This window comes from Hominiventricola filiformis (genome assembly GCF_020686965.1).
GTDB classification, from domain to species: domain Bacteria; phylum Bacillota; class Clostridia; order Lachnospirales; family Lachnospiraceae; genus Hominiventricola; species Hominiventricola filiformis.
The window spans coordinates 478,304-498,428 of the sequence record NZ_JAJEPS010000001.1; the positions used below are offsets into that span (position 1 = coordinate 478,304).

A 20,125-nucleotide genomic window follows, 5' to 3' on the forward strand; every position below is an offset into this window, starting at 1 on the left:
TGTTCTTCGCCGGAAAAACTTTTGTTTTCCCTTTGTTGTATACAAAAATACACGATAAACTTAAAAAATGCAAGTGTTTTTCTTTTTTTCGTTAATTTTTTCTAATTTCCGGTACGGATCAGTAAGGCCTTCTGGTGATTTTTGATGACCACATCCGCATAATTGCCTCCGTATTCCCCGTCCAGTGTCCAGGGAATCAGCTGTTCCGCAAAAATCTCCAGGTTTGCCGTGCAGAAAGATACCATATACTTAGAATCCATCTCTTTTAAGACGATGGCTGCCAGAATCTCCTGGACTTCCAAAGGTGTCTTCGGTGTCCGCACAAAGGTCACTTCAAAGACACCATCATCAAAGCGCACGTGCCGCCCGATAATGTTTTTGAAGCCTCCTACGGAACGGGAATTGGTGACCATTCCAAAGATAAAATCCCCCTCCCCCTCATATTCCGCGCTTTTCAGCCGGACATGATAGGAGGGAATATTGGTCAGCCGCTTTACACCTTCTAAGAGGTATGCCATATTTCCCAGCACATTTTTCACATCCTGGCTGGTGGAGTAGGCTACATCCGTAAAAATACCGAAGGCCGCAATATAGACGAAATGCGAACCGTTAAAGGATCCCACATCACAAATAAAATCATTTCCATGAACAGCCACTTCTGCTGCATGGGCCATATTTCGCGGAATCTTCAGGCTCCGGGCAAAATCGTTGACCGTGCCGGAGGGGATATAGCCAAGAGGCAGTTTTTTCTTTCGCCGCATCATCCCTTCCACCACTTCATCCATGGTGCCGTCGCCGCCGCTGCAGACTACCAAATCATAGGTATCCGAAAGTTCTGCCACCACCGCTGTAGCGTCTTTGGGTGCACGGGTGGGATGAACGGTGATCTCATAACCTGCCTCAGAAAATACATTGATAATATCAAACAGCTTATTTCTGATCTGTCCTCTTCCGGACATGGGATTATACACGAAAAACAGTTTCATCAGTGAAGAATCGCCCCCAGAAGTCCATAGGATACTACGGACATAATAAACGATGCAAGTAAGATTCCCAGCACCACCGCCGGAAATGCTTTCTTAAACTTCATGCCAAGGAGAGCAGCTAAAAGAGAGCCGGTCCACGCGCCGGTACCCGGCAGGGGAATGCCTACAAACAGAACCAGTCCCCAGAACTCATACTTTTCTACCTGTTCTCTTTTACTAAGCGCCCGGTTTTCCATCTTTTCCACCATGGGGCGGAAGGTCTTCGTCTGTTTCAGCCAGTTGAAAACGGGTGTAATCAGAAGAAGAATGAATGGTACCGGGATCAGATTACCTACGATGCAGATCCACAGGGCTCTGACAATATCAATATTCAGTACGGATGCCGCCAGAAGGCCTCCGCGGAGCTCCAGAATCGGGATCATGGAGATAATAAAGACAATCACTTCACGGGAAGCTTTTCCGCTCAATGCCCCGATCACTGCAGACATCAGTGTTTCCATATAAAAATTTCCTTTCTAGTATGTATCGGCTTTACGCTTTTCCCATGTACTGGCGGAGGAATGCATAGAGCGCCTCCATCTGCCCGTCGGTTCCGATGGATACCCGCAGGTAATTATCGATTCTGGGCTGGGCAAAATAGCGTACATAAATGCCCTCCTCCCTGAGCGCCTGGAACAAGTCTTTCGCCTGATACTCCGGATGGGTGATAAATAAAAAGTTTGCCTTGGAATCCGGGAAGGAGAATCCGAGCTTTGCAAGCTCTACTTTTGCATTTTCTCGGGTCTTCTTAATTTTATCCGTAGTCTCCTGGAAATATGCCTCATCTTTCACCGCAGCCACACCGCAGCTTAATGCAGTCTGGTCCATGGTATAAGAATTGAAGGAATATTTCACATCATTTAAGTATTTGATGAGTACCGGATTACCGATGGCAAAGCCAATCCGCATGCCGGCCAAGGAACGGGATTTGGAGAAGGTCTGGACAACCAGCAGGTTCTCATATTTCTCCACCAGCTTCAACGCGGATTCCGCACCGAAATCCACATAGGCCTCATCCACAATGACCACTACATCCGGGTTATGGCGAATGATCTCTTCCACGTCCTCAAGACCCATGGCAAGGGCCGTCGGGGCATTGGGATTCGGGAACACGATACCGCCGTTCTCCCGGTAATAGTCTTCTTTGCAGATGGTAAAATCATCTTTTAAAGCCACCTTTTCAAAAGGAATCCGGAATTCCTCCGCCCATACCGGGTAGAAGGAATAGGTAATATCCGGGAAAAGGATGGGCTTCTCAGAATTAAAGAACGTCATGAAGGCCATAGCCAGCACGTCATCGGAACCCACTCCAACAAATACCTGGGACGGATCTACCTGATAACGTTCTGCCAGTGCATTCACCAGCACAGATGCAGCCGGGTCCGGATAACGCCTGAGGGCATCCCCATCCGGTGCCGTCATTGCTTTTAAGACGCCCGGCGCCGGCGGATACGGATTCTCATTGGTGTTCAGTTTGATCATGCCCGGCCGGTTCGGCTGTTCTCCCGGTGTATAGGGGGTCACTTTCCGGACGTTTTCCTCCCATTTGCTCATCTTTTTGTCACTCTCCTTTTAATGTCACAATGCCTTTTTCTACCATAAAAACAGGCCGGTAGGAAAGCTTCGCCGTACGAAGTCCTTCATCTCCCGTGTCTTCCTCCCGGTTGACATAAGTGTAATCTTTCACCTCATGCTCCAGGAACTGCTGATTGATCATGGTATAGGCACCTCTGATATCTGCATAAGCCTTCTCAATGTGTACCACGAAGGTATCGTCGCACACCGGCTCTCCCAGCGTATAGGCAACCACTTTGCCATTCACCCGCAGGAGTCCGCCTTTTAAATGCAGTTCTTTAAATAACCGCAGGGAATTCAGTGCCACGCACATCTCCTGATTTTTCTCAGGGTCATCCTCACAGCCATTATGATTTCTCCAGGACAGTGCCATCTGAAAACACTCTTCCACATTTTCATCCGTGATCGTCTCATATTTCCAGTCCGGATAAGCGGCTTTGAACTGATTCAGATGATTTTTCTTGCCATGGTATTTTTTGCCGGAGAGATTGATGAGCTTCTCTGTCTCATAGACATAGTCCTCCAGATCTCTCGGCCATTCCACATTAAATTTTCCCGGAAAATAGCTTTCCAGTTCTTCCATCTCTCCCTTGCTCACTGCATGGAGCTGGAATGGATAGCCTTTTTCCTTCGCATCCTCCATGAGCATTTCGACTACTTTTTTGCGGTCTCCTGCTCCGATCGGATAGGTATAGGAGTAGGCGCCTTCCTGTCCTGTACGGAAGACGGCTGTCCCTTCGATCTCTGCCCACCCTTCATTATAGAAGCGTGCCCAGAGATATACATTTGCAAAGGTCCGCTCACATCCGTGGAGCTTGCGTTCCGCCAGATGTTTGAGAATCGTATCCCGATCCTCCAATGCAGGCCTCTTAAATGTGATATCCATATTTAACCAAACAACCTTTCTTTGTATACACCGGCATCGATCAGTGCTCTAAAAGACTCTACTACCAGCGGCTTGTCCTCTTTGTAAGTAACACCAAACCATTTATCTTTAGATTCCAGCACGGTAACATTCGCCCTGCCGCTGCGGATCAGCTGGTCCACAACCGTCGGAATGAGGTACTCACCCTTCATCGGATCTGCAAGATTGCCAAGAAACTCTGCAAATCCATGCTCCAGAACATCAAAAATCTCCGTGGAGAATCCCCACATGTTCATGGATACCGGGCAGGATGCCTCCAGCGGAGTGAGGCTGCCGTCTTCACCCTGAACCGCTGCTCCCTCCGGGGTCTTTACAATGTTCTTGGTCTCGGTCACTTTGGTCAGATGCTGCGCATCATCCACGCTGCATACGCCTCTGGTCACGCCGCCGTTCTCACTTAAAGTATTTCCCAGATGGAAGCCCGCCATACAGAATTCCATACGGTCACTTGCGGGATGCTCTTCTACAAGATAGTCATGTACTTTTACAAATGCTTCTTTTCCATAGTAATCGTCTGCATTGATGACTGCAAAAGGTTCTTTTACAATATCCTTGCAGGCAAGGATCGCCTGACCGGTTCCCCAGGGTTTGGTTCTCCCTTCCGGCTTGATAAAGCCGGCCGGAAGTTCATCTACCTCCTGAAATGCATAAGCAGTCTCCACGATCTTCTCCATACGGTTGCCGATCACTTCGCGTAAATCTTTCTCCAGGTCTTTTCTGATAATAAATACCACTTTATTAAATCCTGCTTCCAGCGCATCATGAATGGAATAATCCATAATGATCTCGCCGGACGGTCCTACCGGCTCCAGCTGCTTGATGCCTCCGCCAAAACGGCTGCCAATACCTGCTGCCATCACAACCAGTGTTGTCTTCTTCATATTTCACTATCCTCCAAGTATATCCCTTACATAATACGCTTCATTGTATCGATCACTTTACCTACATACTCCTTGCAGAGTTCCTGGGTCGTAGCCTCTACCATAACACGCAGCAGCGGCTCTGTACCGCTTTCACGCACGAGAATCCGTCCGTCGCTTCCCAGTGCCTCGGTAACTTCTGCAATTGCTTTCTTTACTTCCGGATGCTCCAGAACTGCCTTCTTATCCGTCACGCGCAGGTTCTCCAGAAGCTGCGGGTAGATCTGCACCTCAGAAGTCAATGTACCAAGAGTAGTCTTCTTCTCCAGCAGTACTTCCATGATCTTTAAGGAAGTCAGAATACCGTCACCGGTGGTTGCGTGTTTGCTGAAGATGATATGACCGGACTGCTCACCGCCAAGACGGTAGCCATTCTCCATCATATTTTCAAATACATATTTGTCACCGACTTTGGTCTGCTGATAATGAAGGCCAATTTTGTCGCATGCTTTATAGAGACCAATATTGGACATGACGGTGGTTACAATCATGTCGTCTTTCAGCTGTCCGATCTCTTTTAAATATTTACCGCATACGTAAAGGATCAAGTCACCATCTACCACGTTGCCGTGCTCGTCAACAGCCAGACAGCGGTCTGCATCTCCATCGTAAGCAAATCCGACATCCAGTCCTTTTTCCTTTACAAATGCCTGCAGGCTCTCGATATGGGTGGAACCGCAGTCTTTGTTGATATTGGTTCCGTCCGGCTCGTTGTGAATGACATAGGTCTTCGCACCCAGTGCATCGAAAACGCTCTTCGCAATAGCGGATGCACTTCCGTTGGAACAGTCAAGTCCGACTCTCATGGTCTTGAAAGATCTGGTCGGCAGGGAAATAAGATAACCGATATAACGATTTCTTCCTGCTGCGAAATCTACAGTTCTTCCAATGTTCTCTCTGGTGGCAAATGGAATCTCCTCGGTCTTGCCATCGATGTAATCCTCAATCTTCTGCTCAACCTCTGCTTCCAGTTTGTATCCACTGCCATTGATGATCTTAATTCCATTGTCATAGAACGGATTGTGGCTGGCGGAAATCATAATACCGCAGTCGAAGCCCTCGGTACGTACTACATAGGATACGCTCGGCGTGGTGGTTACATGCAGAAGGTATACATCTGCACCTGATGCAGTCAGTCCTGCAACCAGGGAATACTCAAACATATAGCTGGATCTTCGGGTATCTTTTCCGATGACTACCTGGGCTTTGTGATCCTGCCCGTAATACCATCCCAGAAAGCGTCCTACTTTGTATGCATGCTCTACTGTCAGATTCACGTTTGCCTCGCCGCGGAAGCCGTCGGTTCCAAAATATTTTCCCATATTTTTCTCCTTACTATCCCTTAACTTCATGAATATTTATTTTTACACACGGATTCATTTTATTATATGCAATCAGGAAAGTTTTTTCAACTTAAAAAAGTATAAAATGCCCTGCACTGGAAATAACCGGTGCAGGGCATTGATTTAGTTTTCGTTCATCTTTGCGAGTTTCGCCGCCTGATCGGCTGCGATGCAGGCATCAATAATCTCCTGGATATCACCATCCATGATTTTATCCAGCTTATACAGAGTCAGGTTGATACGATGGTCGGTCACGCGACCCTGTGGGAAGTTGTAGGTACGGATCTTCTCGGAACGGTCTCCGGTACCGATCTGGCTTCTTCTGGCCTCTGCCTCTGCGTCGTGGGCTTTCTGACACTCAATGTCGTAAAGTTTAGCTCTTAAGAGGGCAAATGCTTTTGCCTTGTTCTGCAGCTGGGATTTCTCGGTCTGGCTGTATACCACGATTCCAGTCGGATAGTGGGTCAGACGTACTGCGGAGTCGGTGGTGTTGACACACTGTCCGCCGTTACCGGATGCACGCATTACGTCGATACGAATATCTTTGTCATCAATCTGTACATCCACATCCTCAGCCTCCGGCATCACTGCTACGGTGATAGTGGAAGTATGAATTCTTCCGCCGGATTCTGTCTCCGGCACACGCTGTACACGGTGGACGCCGGACTCATATTTCATCACGGAATAAGCACCCTGGCCGGTAATCATAAAGGTCACGCTCTTCATGCCGCCGATACCGATCTCATCAGACTCCATCACTTCAACTTTCCATCTTCTGGACTCTGCATAATGCACATACATACGGAAAATCTCGGCTGCGAAAAGGGCTGCCTCGTCTCCACCCGCACCTGCACGGATCTCCACGATAACGTTCTTGTCATCATTCGGGTCTTTCGGAAGAAGGAGAATCTTCAGTTCTTTCTCCAGCTCCACGATTCTTTTCTTTGCCTCGGAAAGCTCTTCCTTCAGCATCTCACGCATCTCCTCGTCGGACTCGCTCTCCAGCATGGAAACGCTCTCTTCCTCTGTCTCCTGACATTTCTTATACTCTGTATAGGCCGTTACCAGCGGCTGCAGATCAGACTGTTCCTTCATAAGCTTCCGGAACCGGTTCTGATCATTTACCACAGACGGCTCTGTCAGTTCATTGGTAATCTCTTCATACCGTCTTACCAGGTCTTCCAGTTTATCAAACATGTCTTTCCTCCATTACTTTTACGCCTTAAGTGTTCCATATACAACCCGGTCAAGGCCAGCCAGGTCCTTTATTACATGAATATCTTTAAAATCTTTCTCCATCAGCCTGCTGACAGATACACCCTGATCATATCCGATCTCAAAGAAAAGCATTCCCTTCGGAGCCAGATATGCCGGACTTTTTTCTATAATAATACGGTAAAAGTCAAGGCCATCCGTGCCGCCATCCAGCGCCATCACAGGTTCATGATCTTTTACCTCCTCCGAAAGTGTCGTGATAACTTCCGAAGCAATATATGGTGGATTGGATACGATCATATCGTATGTGCCATTTACCTGTTCAAACAGGTCGCTCTGCAAAAGTGCTGTTGTCTTCTCCATCCCCAGGGTTCTACGGTTTTCCTGTGCAATTTTCAGTGCTTTTTCTGACAGATCCACGCCGGTTCCGGTGACTTCTTTGCAGCCATTTAGTTCTGCTGCCAGTTTGACAATACTCAGCAGAATACACCCGGATCCGGTACACATGTCAAGAAGCTTCATTCCGGAATGAACATATTTCAGTGCTTCTTCTACCAGTATTTCCGTATCCTGCCTAGGTACCAGCACATCTTCTGACACCTGAAAATCCAGTCCCATGAACTCCTGATGCCCTGTCAGATGCTGCAGCGGAATGTGCTCTGCTCTTCTGGCAATCTGCTTTTTATAAAGCATCTCCTCTTCCGGAGAAACTTCCTTTGATGGCTCCATAAGGTATCTGGTTCTGCTTACATGCAGCATCTCTTCCATAAGATACCAGGCATCCATTTTCCAGTCTTCAATTCCTGCTGACTGAAGCGCATGTTCCCCTTCTGTCAGTAAATCCCGAAGCGTCAATCTTCCATCTCCCCGGCACCGCCAAACAATGTACTGTCCTGACTTGGAACTTCCACATTTTCGGTGTCAGAATCGGGATCCGGAATTTCCACATCCTGTTCTTCCTCAGCCGGATATCCAAGAAACGCTTTCCAGTCAAACACTGCCTCTACTGCGGCAATGGCTACTTCGATCATATCGTCATCCGGCTCTCTGGTCGTCAGCTTTTGCATGGCTTTTCCCGGAAGGCTTAACACTTTCATGAGCGGATTGTCCGTTCTGCCTGCCAGCCGGATAAATTCATAGGAAACCCCGGCAATCACCGGAACCAGCAGAATACGGAATACTACACGCAGTATCGGAGAATCTACTCTGATAAAAATGAAGAAAACAATACTGATCACCATGACGATGAACAGAAAACTGGTACCGCAGCGCGCATGATAACGGGAACTTTTCCGTACATTTTTTACATTCAGCTCCCGGCCACGTTCAATACAGTTGATACACTTATGTTCTGCCCCGTGATACATGTAAGTTCTCTTAATATCCTTCATACAGGAAATCAACACTACATACAGGGTAAACAGTCCCAGCCGGATCACACCCTCCAGCACTGCCAGAAGAGTATTAGACACAATAAAATTCCGGAAGATGCCAGAAATGTAATAAGGCAGCACCATAAAAATGGCCACCGCCATAATCACAGAAAATGCCACGGTACAGCCCATAACTACTTTCTCCGCTTTTTCACCGAAAAGTTTCACAAGAAGCTTCTCGAACTTTCCCGGTTCCTGCTCTTCTTCATCATCATAGAAGCTTGCGGAATAGCTTAAGCTTTCCATTCCCAGAATCAGGGAATCTATAAAATTTACCACTCCACGGATCAATGGAAGCTTTGCCCATTTACTGTCACCGGCAATACTCCGGTACACTTCTGTGCGTACTTCGATCTGTCCGTCCGGTTTTCTTACGGCCACGGAATATTTTTCCTTATTTTTCATCATGATGCCTTCCAGCACCGCCTGGCCGCCAATTCCTGATGGTCTCAAATTTTCACGTCCTCTTATATTGCTGTATTTAAAAATAGGTTGAGATTAATCATAACCTCAACCCTACTTTCCGCAATCTTATTTAATACCGTATTTGCGATTGAACTTATCGATACGTCCGCGAGCTGCTGCTGCTTTCTGCTGTCCGGTGTAGAACGGATGGCATTTGGAGCAAATCTCAACGTGGATATCGGATTTGGTAGAACCTGTTACGAAAGTGTTTCCGCAGTTGCAGGTTACAGTTGCCTGATGGTAATTCGGATGGATTCCTTCTCTCATTATTTTTCACCTCTTCTTATTATTCGTGAACTTCCAGCTCTCGCTGATTCCCGGTCAATGCCGCTCCGATGTTTCCACGACAAGATTCCCCGGGCTATCCCTGCAAGTCCCTACAGGTATATCCTTACATTAGCCTTTAAACTATACCATAGTTTTTCGCGGTATGCAAGAGATTTATCGTTGCTCTAATCATAATTTTTATACAAAATTGCCAGGTAAACCAAATATGCTGCAAATCCTGCCAGGCCAAGAAGAGATACTGCTGCATTTAGCAGATCATCTTTGAACAATGGCAATATACGAGGCAGAAAAACAAGCAGGAATATCAGTACCGGAATCATCAGTTTGGAAATCATCCTCAGTATCTGATATCGTTTCTCCGGGATGTTTTCCGGCTTATATAACTCCGGATGAAGCAGTTCTCCGTGGATTACCATTCCCATTCTGCCGCATACACGGTATGCCCGGTACTCTCTTCCGTCAATAGTAAATTCCGGATACATGCCTTCTTTTGTAATTACCAGATTCAAATGATGCTGTTCCGCATACAAGAAGAGCTGTTCCGTCATCTGCCGGGGTGTTGTACAAAAATCCTCCGGAGAAAAACTAAACTCACGAAGACTTTCGCTTTGCAATACTTTTTTATAATCCTGAAGAATATCTGCAAAATAATGTCCATTTTTCTCCTCGGTTTTTATTTTGCTTAAATACCTGTCCACGTCCAGCTGCGTAAGCTCCTTCTCTTCGATCTGTCCGCAGAAAGAAATTGCCGCCTGCAGCTTCTGCTGTCTTTCCACAAGCATCTCTTTCTGCATCTGAAGTGCATCTTGCAATTCTATGGTTCCCTCAAGGAGCTGCCGGATTTCCTCCAGCGGCATATCAAGCTTCCGAAAGAGAAGGATCAGCTTCAGTCTTCTGATATCTTCCTCACTGTAATTCCGGTACTTATTTTCCTGCTCCCTTGATGGCTGCAGTAAACCTATCTTTTCATAATACCGTATATTCTGCCTTGTAATCCCTGTCTGCATCTCCGCTTCCTTAATCGTTACCATAATAACCTCCATCTATTTTTCCTTGATACTAAGGGATATAGTAACTATAAGGTCAAGTATTTTTTGCTGTCTGCAGCCGTTTATTGAATTCCTCATAGAAATTTCCGTCCGGAGCATAGGGTGTCAGGTAAAATTTCTGCAGCACGCCCATGCTGATCTGCTTCATCTGATCCGGTGCTTTCTTCACCTGGATTTCCATATCTTTCAGATAATAGTGCCAGTCCCTGACAAAGACTTCGTACTGCTTCAGATCCGGCGTATCCAGCCATTTCTTTACTTTTACTTTTGATTTGTCCGGCTTGGGACATTCATGAACCTGAAGAAAGTATTTAAAAGAACCATCTTCGTAGATTCTTCCCAGCGGAAATAATCTGCAGATGCCCGGGCGGAATCCGTGAATCGAGCAGCGCCCATCCTTATTTAAAAAGGAACAGGCTTCCTTCTCCCCTGCCATCTTAAGATTTGGCAGAATCAGGCAGTCCACGATATTTAATTCGATCTTATCCACCATAAGTCCGTTAAAATCGGCCCCTAATCCACAACATAAACGGTGGATATCCAGAGGATCCAGTACAATGGATTCTCCCATTCCGCGACAGCAGGCAGAACAGCCCTCACAGCCGCCACAGTCTGCCTTTACCATGTCGTTGGAGGTATATAATTTTCCATCTGACACTTCCTTCATGTCAATATTTCGTTCCATAGTTATTCCTCTTGCTTCTTCTGATGGCTTCCAAACTCTGTATTTCCCATCCGTACATCCTGCAGATGTTTCTGCAGATCTTCCGGCAGGTAGTCAAAGAGATAGTTTTTGCTGCCCGGGAATTGTTCTATGTAGTCCCGGCGGATTTCCTGATTGATCCGGTTGATCTCTTCTTTTAACTCCCGCGCCGACATCATGGCACAGCCTTGTCCACGGATAATGATCTGTTCCAGACCGTCGGAGGTTGCCACCGTCACCTGATATTTCCGTCCAATCTGGTGAGCTGTTCTTTCTATATAACTGTCTGCCGTCTCTGCTTCTTTGGTGTAGACAACGTGGATATTGTGATAAGGAACGATCTCCTCCTCATGCCCTTCTACCCGGTAGGCATCAAAGACAAGGATAAGATTGCACTTTCGAAAGCCCTGATAATTGCACATAATATCCTGCAGCTTTTCTCTGGCTCCCGCAATGCTTACTTTTGCCAGATCACTTAATTCTTCCCAGGCAAAGATGACATTATAACCATCCACCAGAAAATATTCCGGCAATTTTTCTTTTGGTTTGTAGGGTTTTGCTTTCTCCGGCTTTTCCGCTCCATAAGTTCTGGAAGCAGGATGATCGTTATAACGGCGGAGCTTTTCTTCCCCAAAAGTCCGCTGCATAATAGCCTGCAGTTCTTCTTCGTCCTCCACGCTTCCCAAAGACACTGCCGGCCGCCGTCTCTCCTCCGGCTGGTTCAGATCTTCCAGCGGATTTTCCCGGATCGCAGATGCTCTCAGACTGCCGTTTTTCTGCAGTACGCTTTCCAGATGCATATGCTGCGGCACTTCATACCAGGGCACAATGGTACCTGCTCCATGATAACAGAAGACGGATGAAGAAGGATTTCTGAAATCTGTCTCCGGATCATACCAGGTCTCTTCCAGTACTTCCTCCGGGTTATGGCAGCGTCCATAGCCACGGAAAATGCAGGTCAATCTGCCTCTTCCTTTTGTATAAGAATTAATCTCTTTCTGATAATTCTTAATACAGGCTACTGCCACACCTCCAGTGAGCACAGACATATCACCTTCCTGCTCCGGAAGTCCCATCTCCGCACCCATACGTTCCAGATCCATCATGGCATGTCCCAGTGTCTCAGAGGGCACTTCCAGACGAAAATCATACCAGGGTTCCAACAATACACTTTCTGCCTGCATCAGTCCCTGCCGGACAGCCCGGTAGGTTGCCTGCCGGAAGTCGCCGCCCTCGGTATGTTTCTGGTGGGCACGGCCTGCCACCAGAGTAATCCGCATATCTGTAATATCCGAGCCTGTAAGCACGCCTTTATGCTGCCGTTCTTCCAGATGCGTTAATACCAGTCGCTGCCAGTTCCGGTCCAGCAGATCTTCGCTGCAATCCGCCGCAAACTGAAGTCCGCTTCCCTGCTCACCCGGTTCCATGAGAAGATGTACTTCCGCATAGTGGCGCAGCGGTTCGAAGTGTCCCACCCCTTCTACCGTATTGGCAATGGTTTCCTTATATACAATATTTCCTTCATCAAAATCCACGGACACCTCAAAACGATCCAGAATCAGTTTTTTCAGAATCTCAATCTGCACCTCACCCATGAGCTGCACTTCGATCTCCCGCAGTTTCTCATTCCATCGAATATGAAGTTCCGGTTCCTCGTCTTCCAGAAGACGCAGTTTTCCAAGCAGCTGCACCGGATCACAGTCTCTTGGCAGCGTCAGTTTATAATTCAGTACCGGCTCCAGCACCGGGAGGTTGGTGTGATGTTCGATTCCAAGCCCTTCTCCGGCCCGCGTCTTCGTAAGTCCTGTTACCGCGCAGACCATTCCCGCTTCTGCCTCATTCACCGTCTCATATTTGGTTCCGGAATAGACACGGATCTGATTTACTTTTTCCTGCCACTCTTCTTCCTCCGCCGTTCCACTCAAGGTATCTTTTACTTTGAGCGTTCCTCCGGTCACCCGAAGCCAGGTCAGTCTTCCTCCCTGCTCATCCCGGCTGATCTTAAAAACCCGCGCGCCGAATTCCTGCTCAGGCTCTTCTACATAAGAATACTTCTCCAGACCTCTCAGAAATTCATCCACCCGGTCGAGCTTCAACGCTGATCCAAAATAGCACGGAAATACATGACGGTCACGAATCAGTTCCCGGATCATCTGCTCAGAAACTGTTCCCTGCTCAAGATAATGTTCCAGTGCCTGTTCCTCGCAGACCGCCACATTTTCCAGAAATTCTCCGGATGTCTGATCGCAGTCAAAGTCCACGCACCGGTCATCCAGTTCCTTTTTCAGATGCTCCATGAGCAGTTCTTTATCGGTTCCATTCTGATCCATCTTATTCACAAACAGGAACACCGGAACGCCATAGCGTTTGAGCAGCCGCCAGAGTGTTCTCGTATGTCCCTGTACTCCATCTGCTCCGCTGATGACCAGTACGGCATAGTCCAGCACCTGCAGTGTCCGCTCCATCTCTGCGGAAAAATCCGCATGGCCCGGTGTGTCCAGCAATGTTACTTTCCAGTCTCCAAGGGTGAATTCTGCCTGTTTTGAAAATATGGTAATTCCTCTCGCCCGCTCCAGCTCGTGGGTGTCCAGAAATGCGTCTTTATTATCTACTCTTCCCAGCTTCCGGATGGTGCCGCTTTCATACAGCATCGCTTCCGATAACGTTGTCTTTCCCGCATCCACATGTGCCAGAACTGCTATACAAAGATGTTTCAATGCAAAATGCCCCCTCGTGTCATAATTTAATTATTATAACACGAAAGAGGGCATTTCGTCGAGGAGAGGGTATTATGCTGTCGGATACATGGTCCGATACAGCCGTTTTCCACTTTCCGTCCGGAATATTTTGTGGTATGCATTTCTGCATCCGTCCAGGGACACTTTATCTTCAAAAAGATTGACCAGAAAATCCGCTTCCACCAGAATCTGATAATCCATGCCGTCCATATCGTGATAAGTATGGTGATGGCCCACCAGATAGCAGACCCGCTCTGTCACATCTACCGGCCATTCTAATCCATCCAGCAGCTTTTTCGCTTCCGCCGGGCCTTCCAGCTCCTGATATTTTCCGCTGCTGCTTCCATATTTCTGCTCAGAAATATGGATTCCAATATCATGGACCACTGCTGCACTCTCCAGCGTAAACTGGGTCTTCGAATCCAGCCCTTCCATGAGTCCGATCATTCTGGCAAATTCATATACTTTCACAAAGTGTTGAATCCTCGGCACATCTCCATGGTCATATTCCATCATAGCAGTTAACAATTTTTCTATTCTCATCTTAGCGGCACTCCCGTTCTTTTTTTCCATTTTATCACAGGTGATTATTCTCAGAATAGTGCTTTTTCAGAAATACAAAAAGCCCGGAAAGCTTTACGCCTCCCGGACCTTCTGTTATTTATTCGCAAACACTCTACAAATATAGGTTAAATCCACATTAAGCACATACAGTTGAAAAACTGTTGTAATACTCCTTAAAGAATTCATTCAGCATACTTAAAATTTTTCTCATAACAGACACCTTGCCTTTCTTGTGCACTGTGTTTTCTTCCACAGCATGTTCAGTTACGATTGGATTTTCAGATCTGATTTCCTTTTGTTGAGTATAATGTACCACAGCTGTGCATAAATGTGAAATACATATAGTAATCATGTTGCGATACTTTTTAAGTATTCTTTTATGCCGCCTGTTTCACGGCCTCTTTCTTCTTATTAAATAACTCTTTTCCGGAGTTTACCACGATAACCACGCCAAGCACCATTAACAGAATGGCAATAATCAGCTGCAAACCCTCTACCATGAAGACTGCGGTTCCTGCGTTGAATGCTTTGACCAGGCCGATGGTTCTCTGAACCAATGCAGTGAAGGTGACGCAAAGCATGATGATCAGAGGAGGGAACAGGGTCTTATTCTCACGGCCGGTGACTTTCAGGAATACGCACAGGGTAATGAGTACCAGTGCGCTCAACAGCTGATTGGCACTTCCGAACAGCGGCCAGATGTTGGAGTATCCAACCTGTGTCAGGATATAGCCGAATGCCAGTGTCACAATAGTGGAGAAGTAGGTATTGCAAAGCAATTTTCTCCAGCCCTCTGCATGTTCCATATCATCCACACTGAACAGTTCCTGGAAGGACATACGCCCGATTCTTGCAACAGCATCCAGACTGGTCAGCGCCAGAGCGGATACACACATGGTCATGAAGCAGGATGCCACATAGACCGGAACACCGAACATTTCCAGAAGTCCTGCAACCCCGCCGGAAAAGACCTGGAACGGAGTTCCTGCTGCGGCAGTTCCGTCTGCCGCTGCGGCTGCACCTGCCACGCAGAGTGCCAGCACTGCCAGAAGACTTTCCAGAACCATGGCTCCATATCCGACTTTCAGCATATCTTTCTCATTTGCTACGGTCTTGGAAGAAGTACCGGAAGATACCAGGCTGTGGAATCCGGAAACAGCTCCGCATGCAACGGTAACAAACAAAATCGGGAACAGATTTCCAAGATTGTCATTATGGAATCCGGTGTATACCGGCAGATTCATGTTCGGATGTGCAACCACAAGTCCAAGAGTTGCTCCGATGATCATGCCTGCAAACATGAAGGTAGTCATATAATCACGAGGCTGTTTCATCAGCCACATCGGAAGAACAGATGCCAGGAAAATATAAGCAAATGTGATGTAGGACCAGGTTGCTTTATCTGCCACCATCGGAAGGTTCATGCCAATTCCAAGAGCAGCTACGGTGCATACCAGACCAAGTACTACTTCTTTCCAGCCGCTTACTTTGCATTGTTTCTGGATCAGTCCGAAGATAACTGCAAATACCATGAACAGAATGGAAATGGTTCCGGCTGCTCCGTTGACCTGTGCATTTTCGGCAAGGGAAGCAACTCCGTCTGTAACGGTATAGGCATTAAAAGTACCGGCTACCATATCGGCAAATGCGGCAATCACAATCAGGGTAAACAGCCAACAGAACAGAAGGAATAATTTTCTTCCGGTCTTGCCAATGTATTTCTCGATCAAAAGTCCCATGGATTTTCCTTCATTCTTTACACTGGCATACAGTGCTCCGAAATCGGTAACAGCTCCGAAGAAAATGCCTCCCAGGAGAATCCAGAGCAGTACCGGCAGCCAGCCAAATGCTGCCGCCTGAATAGCTCCCGTCACAGGGCCTGCACCTGCGATGGAAGAAAACTGATGGGCAAATACCACCCATCCATCTGTCGGTACATAATCTTTTCCATCTTCTTTTGTGTAAGCCGGCGTCTTTGCCTTCGGGTCGATGCCCCATTTGTTCGCCAGCCAGCGTCCGTATAAAGTATAGCCTGCCAGCAGGCAGACAGCTGCGATTGCTACGATCACTAACGTATTCATTTCTTCTCTCTCCTCATCTTATTGTTTTTATGTTTCAGATCAAAAAAACCTTCGTCTCCTCCAGATGGATTCTGAAGAAGACGAAGGTCTGTAAATTCCTCCGCGTTACCACTTCTCTTGCCGGAAACTTCCGGCCTCTCTGCCACATCCTCGACAGTCTTTTCTGTCAATGAATATGCGTCCTCATAACGGTGGACTGCCCGTCCTGAATTACTTGCATTTCCTTTCACTCAGACTGCTGGCAGGGGATGAATTCTTTCCATGCCTGTTTTCTCACACCAGCCGAAAACTCTCTGATAAGCATTGCGGAAACAATCCGTATCCTGTTCACTGCATTTGATCTATGAAACGATTACGATTATAGTCCGCTTTTTTTAAATGTCAACATTTTTTGAAAATGAGAAAATATTTTTTGTTTATGAAATAAAACATGAATTTATTTCATTGATATATTTCCTTTTATTCATCGAAAAAGGCGCCCCTAAGGACGCCTCATTTCATGCCGTATTTCAATATGTTTGCTAAATCCCCGTTGATTAAGCGTTTGCTTTTTTCGGGTTTTTCAGAGTCTGAACACCCTCAATAACAAGGACAATAGCAAGGACGATCAGCAGAACTCCAAGAATGGACTGTGCCCAGGGACCCCAGTCTGCTCCGCCAGCCATGATCATACCAACCTGATTCTTTACAGTCAGACACAGGGAAGAGATGGTAACGATGATCATGAATCCCATCGGAAACAGGAACATCTTATTGTTCTTTCCAAGATTGCCAAGCCAGGTAGCAACAGCCAGAAGACCGATACCTGCAAGCAGCTGGTTTGCAGCTCCGAACAGACCCCAGATCTTACCGTATCCGTTCATACCAAGCAGGATACCAAGAACAACCGTCAGGATGGTAGCAAAGTACGGATTAACCATCACTTTCTTCCAGCCTTCTTTTACATCTGCAGCAGTTTCACCCGGCTCCAGCCAGAACTCCTGGAACATGAAACGTGCAAGACGGGTTGCAGTATCCAGAGAGGTCAGACAGAATGCAGAGTAAGTCAGTACCAGTAAAGAGTTCAGAATGCTGTAGCTTCCCGGAATGATGTCATCGATCATATGAGCGATACCACCACCGAAGATAGCAGTTGCACCAACCAGCGCGTTGTCCGGGTTAGCTGCATTCCATTTGTAAGCGTATCCGATTGCACACAGAGTCAGTACTGCAAGTACGCACTCCAGAAGCATTCCGCCGTAAGCGATCGGTTTTGCATCCGTCTCTTTGTCCAGCTGTTTGGAAGTGGTTCCTGATGATACCAGTGAATGGAATCCGGAGATTGCACCACATGCTACAGTTGTAAACAGTACCGGGAACATGAACTGGAGACCGTTTCCGTTGTCTACTGCAAAGCTTGTTACTGCCGGGAACGTGCTGTCAAAGGTCGGATGAGCAACGATAACACCAAAAGCTGCTACTGCAAGCATAGCGTACAGCAGGAAAGAACTCAGGTAATCACGCGGCTGAAGCAGAATCCATACCGGTGTTACAGAGGCGATTGCAATATAAAGACCTACAATCCACATCCAGGTCTTGGTAGACAGATACAGCGGATGGAAATTCATACCAATTGCCATAATAACAACGATTGCAAGCACACCTACTACAGATGCGATGCCCATCGGCATATTACGGCGATATACGCAGAAACCAAATACGATAGCAATGAGAATGAACAGAATGGAAATCATTGCTACCGTAGCCGGAGTAGCAGATTTAGCCATATCAAGAGCTCCACTCTCATCATAAACAGCACCGAAAGTAGATGCTACAATAGAAGCAAATGCTGCTACTACCAGGATCAGTGTCAGATAAGAGAAGATGATAAACAGCTGTTTTGCACGTTTACTCATATTAGCGGAAATGATCTCTCCGATGGACTGTCCTTTATTGCGGACAGATGCGAACAGTGCACCAAAGTCATGCACGCCGCCGAAGAAGATACCTCCAACAAGGATCCAAAGAGTTACAGGAAGCCATCCGAACATAGCTGCTCCGATCGGTCCGGTAATCGGGCCTGCACCTGCGATGGATGAGAAATGATGTCCCATCAGAACCGGAGCTTTTGCCGGTACGTAGTCAACACCATCTTCCATGGTATGAGCCGGTGTTTCCGTTTTGTTTTCACCTACGCCCCACTGTTTGCACAGCCAGCCGCCGTAACAGACGTATCCAGCTACCAGGATAGCGACGCAGATGATGAGAAGTACTAATGAATTCATTGTTTACTTACTCCCTTCCGTGTTTGCGAATATAGTACTTTTTTCAAAATTTTCGCTACATGATGGCCGCTGCGGTTGGCATCAATACGGCTGTCTGCCACACGCACCAGCGCTGCATGAAAATTCATCCAGCCATGCAGTGAAAAATGAAAACTTTTGTAAATACGGCATTTTTTCAGTGCCTTCAGCGCGTCCTCATCACAGGTATCGCACACAAAGACTGCCGTAATATAGGAGGCCATATGTCCCGGACCCACATGGATCCGTTTCATGCCATCCTCATGGATGTAATCCCTCCACTGCTCGAAAAGCGGCAGTGTCAGATGGGGAATGTTCAGCAGATAGAGAAATTCCTCATTTTCCGCAGACCATAATTCTGCTTTTTTGGAGATTACATACTGACCGGAATGCTCAAAAAAATCACAGCGGGCTGTGATCGGGGTCTGATCATCTTCGATCATGTGAATATTATAATATGGCCCATAGTTTTTCAGTAACCGCTCGATTGCTGACTCTCTTGTATACTGCATTCCGTTTCTTCCAATCTATATCAGTCAAAATCAATTTTTCATAAAAATTTTATAAAAACTTTATACATTATAATCCTTCATACATAAATATGCAAGTTTTTTATGTGTTTACACAAAATTTTTGCCATAAATTTACAGTCTTTATTTTCAATCATGTGATTTTTTCGATCCATCCGTATGTTCCAACAGAATTCCCGTAACAAGCATGCCGATAATCCGCGGCAGCTGAAGTCGTTGTACAATGGCGGCCATGGCAAGGCCCACCAGAAAAATAAGTGAAAGTGATGCTAATATATTTTTCCCTGTCAACTTTCTTTATAATATTTTTCTACATGAATTCTGAATTTTTCAAATAATGGATAATATTCGTTTACAATAGTTGAAAACTGCTCCTCTGCAAAACTCCCATCATAATCATGTGCCAGCTGGTTTCGCACTTTCAACATTTGCATCCACCGGTCATCATCAATCAGTCTGTTCACAAATGCCTGCTGCAAAGTTTCCCGTGGAGAACCAATGGCAAAATCAATAATCTCCATTTTCTTCACCAGAATGTCTTTCATAACTTTCCACGCAATGTCAAATGTCAGATTAAAATTTAAAACAGTTCCTTCCAAGACAAAATCAGCAGATGGATCTGCATATCTGCTTTTTTCCAGATTTTTTAAACTTTTGCAAAATGTCAGGTAACGGTTAATAAATTTGTTTTCCATACTTTTCTATATCCTCCAATAAAAATGGATTCTTTATACTATCATAATCAAAAATATCAATTTTCCGAAGTGTATCAATAGATTCCAGGTCCCTTTCCAGTTTTAACAAGTCTTTACATCCATAAACAACAAAATCAATATCACTGGTCGGTGTCTGCGTTCCTGTAGCAAATGATCCAAACAAATCCAGTCTTTGTACTCCATTTTTCTTACACACATCTGCAACTTTTTCAATAACTTCCGAAACAGGCATTGTATTCATCATGCCTACCTCCTGCGAAATGTATTTCTATT

At 46.4% G+C, this 20,125-nt stretch carries 19 protein-coding genes and 1 other annotated feature; all 19 genes read right to left on the bottom strand.

Annotated features, from left to right (window positions below):
* Positions 1-101: 101 nt before the first annotated feature.
* Entirely contained in the window at positions 102-986 is an 885-nt protein-coding gene (locus tag LKD36_RS02360; RefSeq protein WP_308458505.1) for a diacylglycerol/lipid kinase family protein, read from the bottom strand.
* Positions 986-1,486 (bottom strand): COG2426 family protein, encoded by a 501-nt coding sequence (locus tag LKD36_RS02365; RefSeq protein ID WP_308458506.1) that lies wholly within the window; start codon positions 1,484-1,486, stop codon positions 986-988. Before LKD36_RS02365 ends, LKD36_RS02360 begins: the two co-directional genes overlap by 1 nt.
* A gap of 31 nt (positions 1,487-1,517) precedes the next feature.
* Positions 1,518-2,579: a histidinol-phosphate transaminase gene (gene hisC, locus LKD36_RS02370; protein ID WP_118770580.1), complete on the bottom strand. Its 1,062-nt coding sequence runs from the start codon at positions 2,577-2,579 to the stop codon at positions 1,518-1,520.
* Between the two features lie 7 nt (positions 2,580-2,586).
* Entirely contained in the window at positions 2,587-3,486 is a 900-nt protein-coding gene (locus LKD36_RS02375) for a DUF2156 domain-containing protein (RefSeq protein WP_118770581.1), read from the bottom strand.
* A gap of 2 nt (positions 3,487-3,488) precedes the next feature.
* Positions 3,489-4,406, bottom strand: a complete 918-nt coding sequence (locus LKD36_RS02380) for a nucleotidyltransferase family protein (protein ID WP_308458507.1) — start codon at positions 4,404-4,406, stop codon at positions 3,489-3,491.
* 26 nt (positions 4,407-4,432) lie between these two features.
* Positions 4,433-5,767, bottom strand: coding sequence for a phosphoglucosamine mutase (gene glmM / locus LKD36_RS02385; RefSeq protein WP_118770583.1), 1,335 nt, complete (start codon positions 5,765-5,767; stop codon positions 4,433-4,435).
* A gap of 144 nt (positions 5,768-5,911) precedes the next feature.
* Complete coding sequence (prfA, locus tag LKD36_RS02390; protein WP_118770584.1) at positions 5,912-6,985, bottom strand: peptide chain release factor 1; 1,074 nt, start codon at positions 6,983-6,985, stop codon at positions 5,912-5,914.
* An 18-nt stretch (positions 6,986-7,003) separates the two neighbouring features.
* On the bottom strand, positions 7,004-7,858 hold the full coding sequence (gene prmC / locus LKD36_RS02395) for a peptide chain release factor N(5)-glutamine methyltransferase (RefSeq protein ID WP_308458508.1): 855 nt from the start codon (positions 7,856-7,858) through the stop codon (positions 7,004-7,006).
* Positions 7,855-8,889, bottom strand: a complete 1,035-nt coding sequence (locus LKD36_RS02400; RefSeq protein WP_308458509.1) for a DUF1385 domain-containing protein — start codon at positions 8,887-8,889, stop codon at positions 7,855-7,857. Before LKD36_RS02400 ends, prmC begins: the two co-directional genes overlap by 4 nt.
* Before the next feature lie 78 nt (positions 8,890-8,967).
* On the bottom strand, positions 8,968-9,168 hold the full coding sequence (gene rpmE, locus LKD36_RS02405; RefSeq protein ID WP_118770587.1) for a 50S ribosomal protein L31: 201 nt from the start codon (positions 9,166-9,168) through the stop codon (positions 8,968-8,970).
* Positions 9,169-9,353: 185 nt separating this feature from the next.
* Positions 9,354-10,220, bottom strand: coding sequence for a MerR family transcriptional regulator (locus tag LKD36_RS02410; protein WP_308458510.1), 867 nt, complete (start codon positions 10,218-10,220; stop codon positions 9,354-9,356).
* Positions 10,221-10,272: 52 nt separating this feature from the next.
* The gene (locus tag LKD36_RS02415) at positions 10,273-10,923 is read right to left on the bottom strand and encodes a YkgJ family cysteine cluster protein (RefSeq protein WP_308458511.1); all 651 of its coding nucleotides are present in this window, start codon (positions 10,921-10,923) and stop codon (positions 10,273-10,275) included.
* A gap of 2 nt (positions 10,924-10,925) precedes the next feature.
* A complete protein-coding gene (locus LKD36_RS02420) occupies positions 10,926-13,658 on the bottom strand; it encodes a TetM/TetW/TetO/TetS family tetracycline resistance ribosomal protection protein (RefSeq protein ID WP_308458512.1) in 2,733 nt (910 codons plus the stop codon).
* A 72-nt stretch (positions 13,659-13,730) separates the two neighbouring features.
* The gene (locus LKD36_RS02425) at positions 13,731-14,222 is read right to left on the bottom strand and encodes an HD domain-containing protein (protein ID WP_308458513.1); all 492 of its coding nucleotides are present in this window, start codon (positions 14,220-14,222) and stop codon (positions 13,731-13,733) included.
* 398 nt (positions 14,223-14,620) lie between these two features.
* Positions 14,621-16,324, bottom strand: a complete 1,704-nt coding sequence (locus LKD36_RS02430; RefSeq protein WP_308458514.1) for a carbon starvation CstA family protein — start codon at positions 16,322-16,324, stop codon at positions 14,621-14,623.
* A 73-nt stretch (positions 16,325-16,397) separates the two neighbouring features.
* Positions 16,398-16,664, bottom strand: a binding site (T-box leader).
* A 196-nt stretch (positions 16,665-16,860) separates the two neighbouring features.
* On the bottom strand, positions 16,861-18,588 hold the full coding sequence (locus LKD36_RS02435; RefSeq protein ID WP_308458515.1) for a carbon starvation CstA family protein: 1,728 nt from the start codon (positions 18,586-18,588) through the stop codon (positions 16,861-16,863).
* Positions 18,585-19,118: a hypothetical protein gene (locus LKD36_RS02440; RefSeq protein WP_308458516.1), complete on the bottom strand. Its 534-nt coding sequence runs from the start codon at positions 19,116-19,118 to the stop codon at positions 18,585-18,587. Before LKD36_RS02440 ends, LKD36_RS02435 begins: the two co-directional genes overlap by 4 nt.
* Before the next feature lie 305 nt (positions 19,119-19,423).
* Positions 19,424-19,831 (bottom strand): HI0074 family nucleotidyltransferase substrate-binding subunit, encoded by a 408-nt coding sequence (locus tag LKD36_RS02445; protein ID WP_118770596.1) that lies wholly within the window; start codon positions 19,829-19,831, stop codon positions 19,424-19,426.
* Positions 19,812-20,096, bottom strand: coding sequence for a nucleotidyltransferase family protein (locus LKD36_RS02450; protein ID WP_308458517.1), 285 nt, complete (start codon positions 20,094-20,096; stop codon positions 19,812-19,814). Before LKD36_RS02450 ends, LKD36_RS02445 begins: the two co-directional genes overlap by 20 nt.
* Positions 20,097-20,125: the final 29 nt, after the last annotated feature.

Bases quoted from the DNA above. Each gene is read 5' to 3' on its own strand.
- LKD36_RS02360 (WP_308458505.1), bottom strand. From the start codon at position 986: ATGAAACTGTTTTTCGTGTATAATCCCATGTCCGGAAGAGGACAGATC.
- LKD36_RS02365 (WP_308458506.1), bottom strand. From the start codon at position 1,486: ATGGAAACACTGATGTCTGCAGTGATCGGGGCATTGAGCGGAAAAGCT.
- hisC (WP_118770580.1), bottom strand. From the start codon at position 2,579: ATGAGCAAATGGGAGGAAAACGTCCGGAAAGTGACCCCCTATACACCG.
- LKD36_RS02375 (WP_118770581.1), bottom strand. From the start codon at position 3,486: ATGGATATCACATTTAAGAGGCCTGCATTGGAGGATCGGGATACGATT.
- LKD36_RS02380 (WP_308458507.1), bottom strand. From the start codon at position 4,406: ATGAAGAAGACAACACTGGTTGTGATGGCAGCAGGTATTGGCAGCCGT.
- glmM (WP_118770583.1), bottom strand. From the start codon at position 5,767: ATGGGAAAATATTTTGGAACCGACGGCTTCCGCGGCGAGGCAAACGTG.
- prfA (WP_118770584.1), bottom strand. From the start codon at position 6,985: ATGTTTGATAAACTGGAAGACCTGGTAAGACGGTATGAAGAGATTACC.
- rpmE (WP_118770587.1), bottom strand. From the start codon at position 9,168: ATGAGAGAAGGAATCCATCCGAATTACCATCAGGCAACTGTAACCTGC.
- LKD36_RS02410 (WP_308458510.1), bottom strand. From the start codon at position 10,220: ATGGTAACGATTAAGGAAGCGGAGATGCAGACAGGGATTACAAGGCAG.
- LKD36_RS02415 (WP_308458511.1), bottom strand. From the start codon at position 10,923: ATGGAACGAAATATTGACATGAAGGAAGTGTCAGATGGAAAATTATAT.
- LKD36_RS02425 (WP_308458513.1), bottom strand. From the start codon at position 14,222: ATGAGAATAGAAAAATTGTTAACTGCTATGATGGAATATGACCATGGA.
- LKD36_RS02430 (WP_308458514.1), bottom strand. From the start codon at position 16,324: ATGAATACGTTAGTGATCGTAGCAATCGCAGCTGTCTGCCTGCTGGCA.
- LKD36_RS02435 (WP_308458515.1), bottom strand. From the start codon at position 18,588: ATGAATTCATTAGTACTTCTCATCATCTGCGTCGCTATCCTGGTAGCT.
- LKD36_RS02440 (WP_308458516.1), bottom strand. From the start codon at position 19,118: ATGCAGTATACAAGAGAGTCAGCAATCGAGCGGTTACTGAAAAACTAT.
- LKD36_RS02445 (WP_118770596.1), bottom strand. From the start codon at position 19,831: ATGGAAAACAAATTTATTAACCGTTACCTGACATTTTGCAAAAGTTTA.
- LKD36_RS02450 (WP_308458517.1), bottom strand. From the start codon at position 20,096: ATGATGAATACAATGCCTGTTTCGGAAGTTATTGAAAAAGTTGCAGAT.